The organism is Candidatus Planktophila sp. (genome assembly GCF_040402275.1).
GTDB lineage: Bacteria > Actinomycetota > Actinomycetes > Nanopelagicales > Nanopelagicaceae > Planktophila.
Genome location: NZ_JBBAMW010000013.1, coordinates 20,948 through 25,824 on the forward strand (window position 1 = coordinate 20,948; position 4,877 = coordinate 25,824).

Genomic DNA, 4,877 nt, shown 5'->3' on the forward strand with positions numbered 1-4,877 from the left:
GGAACTCACGTTCAACGTTTGGCGACAATCGCACACGGCGATGGCGTTTGTACAACTTTTATCCCAAAGACACACACTACAACCCGAAAGGTACGTGCATGACTACAGCACATCCAGAACTAGATGGACTTGGCAACTACGAATACGGTTGGTCAGATAAGAGCTCAGCTGGCGATAACGCTAAGCGTGGCATCAATGAGGATGTTGTTCGCGACATCTCATCAAAGAAATCTGAACCACAGTGGATGCTAGATATGCGCCTCAAGGGTTTGGACCTATTCAGTAAGAAGCCGATGCCTAATTGGGGATCAGATCTTTCGGGAATTTTCTTTGACACTATCAAATACTTTGTTCGCTCAACTGAAAAGCAAGCAACCACATGGGATGACTTGCCAGATGAAATTAAGAACACCTACGACCGTCTTGGCATTCCAGAGGCTGAAAAGCAGCGCCTAGTGTCAGGTGTTGCTGCTCAGTACGAATCTGAGGTTGTGTATCACTCAATCCGCGAGGATCTAGAGGCACAAGGCGTGATTTTCCTTGATACAGATAGCGCTCTCAAGCAACACCCAGAGTTATTCAAAGAGTACTTCGGAACTGTCATTCCTGTTGGAGATAACAAGTTTGCAGCACTTAATACTGCGGCATGGTCTGGTGGATCATTTATCTATGTACCAAAGGGTGTACATGTTGATATTCCTTTGCAGGCTTACTTCCGTATCAACACTGAGAACATGGGTCAGTTCGAGCGCACATTAATTATCGCTGACGAAGATTCATATATTCACTACGTAGAAGGTTGCACAGCACCGATCTACAAGTCTGATTCTTTGCACTCAGCTGTTGTTGAGATCATTGTGAAGAAGGGTGCACGTGTTCGTTACACCACGATCCAAAACTGGTCTAACAATGTTTACAACTTGGTTACAAAGCGCGCAACATGTGCTGAAGGTGCAACTATGGAATGGGTCGATGGAAACATCGGGTCGAAGGTAACCATGAAGTACCCAGCTATTTTCTTAATGGGACCACATGCAAAGGGTGAGACCTTGTCACTTGCTTTTGCCGGTGAAGGACAACATCAAGATTCAGGTGCGAAGATGGTTCACGCTGCTCCATACACATCATCTTCTGTAATTTCTAAATCAGTTGCTCGTAATGGTGGTCGTACTTCATACCGTGGACTTGTACAGGTTCAAGAAGGTGCCCATCACTCTAAAAGCACAGTCAAGTGCGATGCACTTTTGGTAGACACAATTTCACGTTCAGATACATATCCGTATGTTGATATTCGCGAAGATGATGTTTCAATGGGTCACGAAGCGACAGTGTCAAAGATCAGTGATGATCAGCTGTTCTACTTGATGTCACGTGGTCTTAATGAAGATGAAGCTATGGCAATGATTGTTCGTGGATTTATCGAACCAATTGCACGCGAACTTCCAATGGAGTACGCACTAGAGCTCAATCGTCTTATTGAACTACAGATGGAAGGTGCTGTCGGTTAATGTCAGTTTTAACAACTAATTACCTGACGCCTACAGGGCGCGAGGAAGCGTGGCGATTCACACCGCTCAAACGTCTTCGCGGTTTGCATGATGGCACTTCTGTGCAATCTGATCGATCAACTTTGGTCGCAAAAGATGCACTTCCCAAAGGCGTAACTTTTACTCGTGAAAATTTAGAACCACTTGCCGCAAGTGATGATGTCATCATTGAACGCATTCGTTCTTTTTCTTCATCTGTAGCGCATCTGTCTATTGCGGCAAATACTGAAGTATCAGAGCCAATCTTTTTGGGTCGCTCGGCAGGTGCTCTCGATACAGCTGAGTTCTCACGTGTTCGAATTTCACTAGGAACCCACGCGGTTGCAACTGTGATTGTCGAAAACACTACAGACACTATTTTGGCCGAAGATCTGGAAATTGCATTGGCTCCAGGTTCAAACCTAAAGTTTGTAACTTTGCAAGAGTTTGAGTCCAAATCTGTTTACACCGCACGTCATCACGCTGTCGTCGATAAGGATGCAACATTCAAATCGGTAACAGTTACTGTGGGCGGAGATGTCGTTCGTATCTTGCCAACAGTTGAATTCACAGCACCTGGTGGTTCAGTTGATTTACTGGGCGTTTACTTTGCTACAGCTGGTCAATTCTTTGAGCACCGTATGCATGTAGACCACGCTGTTCCACACGCTAAGTCAAATGTTAATTTCAAGGGTGCCCTTGCTGGTGAAGGTGCACACACTGTGTGGATTGGTGATGTTCTAATTCGCGCAGCTGCAGAAGGCACAGATACCTACGAACTTAACCGCAACTTGCTTTTAAGTGATGGAGCACGAGCAGATTCAGTTCCCAATCTTGAAATTGAAACGGGCGAAATCATCGGCGCAGGACATGCAAGCACAACAGGTCGTTTTGATGACGAGCAGTTGTTCTATTTGATGTCACGTGGAATCGCCATGTCAGATGCTCGACGTTTGGTTGTGCGCGGATTCTTCAATGAGATCGTTTTAGAGATCGGAAATGAAACTGTTCAGAACCGAATCATGGACCGCATTGATAGCGAACTAGAAAAGGCCGCGAATAATGGCTGATTTAGTCCTTGATCAAATGACGCAAGGCAAGCCAGTTCTTATTGAAAAGAATGGTAAGTCAATTTGTGTTGCACGAGTGGGGGATGAGGTATTTGCCATTGATGACACATGCACTCATTCAGAGGCATCTTTGTCAGAGGGTGATGTCACAGGATTCAAAATTGAATGCTGGCTACATGGCGCAGAGTTTGATCTTCGTACTGGGGAAGCATTAACCCTTCCAGCCAACATTGCATTGAAGACTTATGCGGTATCAATCGACGGAAACGCCGTCACGGTAGAGATTTAGCAACGAGAGAAGAGAGAAAAAATGAGCACATTAGAAATCCGCGGCCTGCAGGTATCAGTTGATACGGACAACGGCACAGTCGAAATCCTTAAGGGCGTCGATCTAACAATTAAGTCTGGCGAGACTCACGCCATCATGGGCCCAAATGGTTCAGGTAAATCAACTCTTGCTTACTCAATTGCAGGACACCCTAAGTACACAATCACAGGTGGATCTGTAACGCTAGATGGTGCAGATGTTCTTGATATGACAGTTGATGAGCGCGCAAAGGCTGGTTTGTTCTTAGCGATGCAATATCCGGTTGAAGTTCCAGGAGTTTCAGTGTCTAACTTCCTGCGCACTGCTGCAACTGCCCTACGTGGTGAAGCGCCAAAGCTTCGCACCTGGGTTGGCGAAGTAAAGGGTGCGATGGAGGCTCTTAATATGGATCCATCATTTGCTGCTCGTAATGTCAATGAAGGTTTTTCTGGCGGAGAGAAGAAGCGCCACGAGATCATGCAGCTAGAACTTCTAAAGCCAAAGATGGCTATTCTTGATGAGACAGATTCAGGACTAGATGTAGATGCACTGCGTATTGTTTCTGAGGGTGTAAACCGCGCAAAGGCTGCAAACAACCTTGGAGTCATTTTGATTACGCACTACACACGCATCTTGCAATACATCAAGCCAGATTTCGTACATGTGTTTGCTAATGGTCGTATTGTTGAACAAGGTGGACCAGAGCTAGCTGACAAGCTGGAAGCAAATGGGTACGCAGACTATGTAAGCAAGTAGGTCAGTCATGCCAATCGACGTCACGAAACTACGCGAAGATTTTCCAATCTTTGAACGTACCGTTCGCGGCGGAAAAAAGTTGGTTTATTTAGATAGCGGGGCCACAAGCCAGAAGCCACTTTCAGTTATTGAAGCCGAAAGTAGTTTCTATAAGCTTCATAATGCAGCTGTTCACCGCGGAGCGCATCAGTTGGCTGAAGAAGCAACTGATGCCTATGAAGGCGCTCGGCTGAAGGTAGCTCGATTTCTTGGTGCACGTAAAGAGCAAATTGTCTTTACTAAGGGTGCAACTGAATCTCTTAACCTCATTGCTTATGCAATGGGAAATGCCGAACCTGGGAATCGTTTTTACCTGAGCTCAAAGGATAAAATTGTTGTTACTGAGATGGAACACCACGCGAATTTGATCCCTTGGCAGCAACTGGCAGGACGCACTGGAGCGCAGCTATCGTGGTTTGAGGTTACCCCTGATGGACGTTTGGATCTTTCCAGCATCAACTCAGTGATTACGGAGAATACGAAAGTTGTTGCACTTACCCATCAATCAAATGTTTTAGGAACAATCAATCCTTTGCCAGCAATAGTGGCTCGTGCACATGAAGTTGGCGCAGTTGTTGTGCTTGATGCATGTCAATCTGCTCCACACATGCCAATTGATGTGACAGAGCTTGATGTTGATTTCTTAGTCTTCTCCGGCCACAAGGCGGTAGGTCCAACAGGTGTTGGTGTTTTGTGGAGCTCTTTACTTGAGGATCTTCCACCATTTCTCTATGGCGGTTCAATGATTGAAACAGTGACGATGACTTCTGCGACATGGGCGCCCGCTCCACGCAGATTTGAAGCTGGTGTACCTAACATGGCCCAGGCTGTTGGACTTGGAGCTGCATTAGAATATTTAGGCGCCCTTGGAATGAGCAATGTCCATGACCATGAGGTGGGGCTAACAAAGTATCTGATAGAAAAATTGTCGCAAGTGCCTGACTTGAAAATTGTTGGTCCCACAAGCCTTGATTCTCGTGGTGGAACTGTTTCATTTACTGTGGGGGATATTCACCCGCACGATCTAGGTCAGTATGTTGATAGCCAAGGAGTGGCGGTTCGAACTGGACATCACTGTTGCTGGCCACTAACGCGCAAACTTGGAGTTCCGGCAACAACTCGTGCTTCGTTATATCTATATAACGATGAGTCAGATTGCGATGCATTATTTGATGCAAT

At 46.0% G+C, this 4,877-nt stretch carries 5 protein-coding genes and 1 pseudogene; all 6 read left to right on the forward strand.

Annotated elements, in window-relative coordinates:
* A pseudogene (locus tag AC9UEY_RS04080) lies at window positions 1-102 on the forward strand (transcriptional regulator); the annotation flags it as partial.
* Window positions 99-1,508: a Fe-S cluster assembly protein SufB gene (gene sufB / locus AC9UEY_RS04085; RefSeq protein ID WP_509538133.1), complete on the forward strand. Its 1,410-nt coding sequence runs from the start codon at window positions 99-101 to the stop codon at window positions 1,506-1,508. The pseudogene AC9UEY_RS04080 and the gene sufB, both read left to right, overlap by 4 nt.
* Window positions 1,508-2,596 carry a Fe-S cluster assembly protein SufD gene (sufD, locus tag AC9UEY_RS04090; RefSeq protein WP_509538136.1) on the forward strand — a complete coding sequence of 363 codons (1,089 nt, stop codon included), beginning with the start codon at window positions 1,508-1,510 and terminating at the stop codon, window positions 2,594-2,596. Before sufB ends, sufD begins: the two co-directional genes overlap by 1 nt.
* On the forward strand, window positions 2,589-2,885 hold the full coding sequence (locus AC9UEY_RS04095; RefSeq protein WP_509538139.1) for a non-heme iron oxygenase ferredoxin subunit: 297 nt from the start codon (window positions 2,589-2,591) through the stop codon (window positions 2,883-2,885). The genes sufD and AC9UEY_RS04095 overlap by 8 nt, the downstream gene beginning before the upstream one ends.
* Window positions 2,886-2,906: 21 nt before the next feature.
* On the forward strand, window positions 2,907-3,659 hold the full coding sequence (gene sufC / locus AC9UEY_RS04100) for a Fe-S cluster assembly ATPase SufC (RefSeq protein ID WP_509538142.1): 753 nt from the start codon (window positions 2,907-2,909) through the stop codon (window positions 3,657-3,659).
* A gap of 7 nt (window positions 3,660-3,666) precedes the next feature.
* Window positions 3,667-4,877, forward strand: a 1,211-nt coding sequence (locus AC9UEY_RS04105; protein ID WP_509538145.1) for a cysteine desulfurase, incomplete at its 3' end; no start/stop codon positions are given.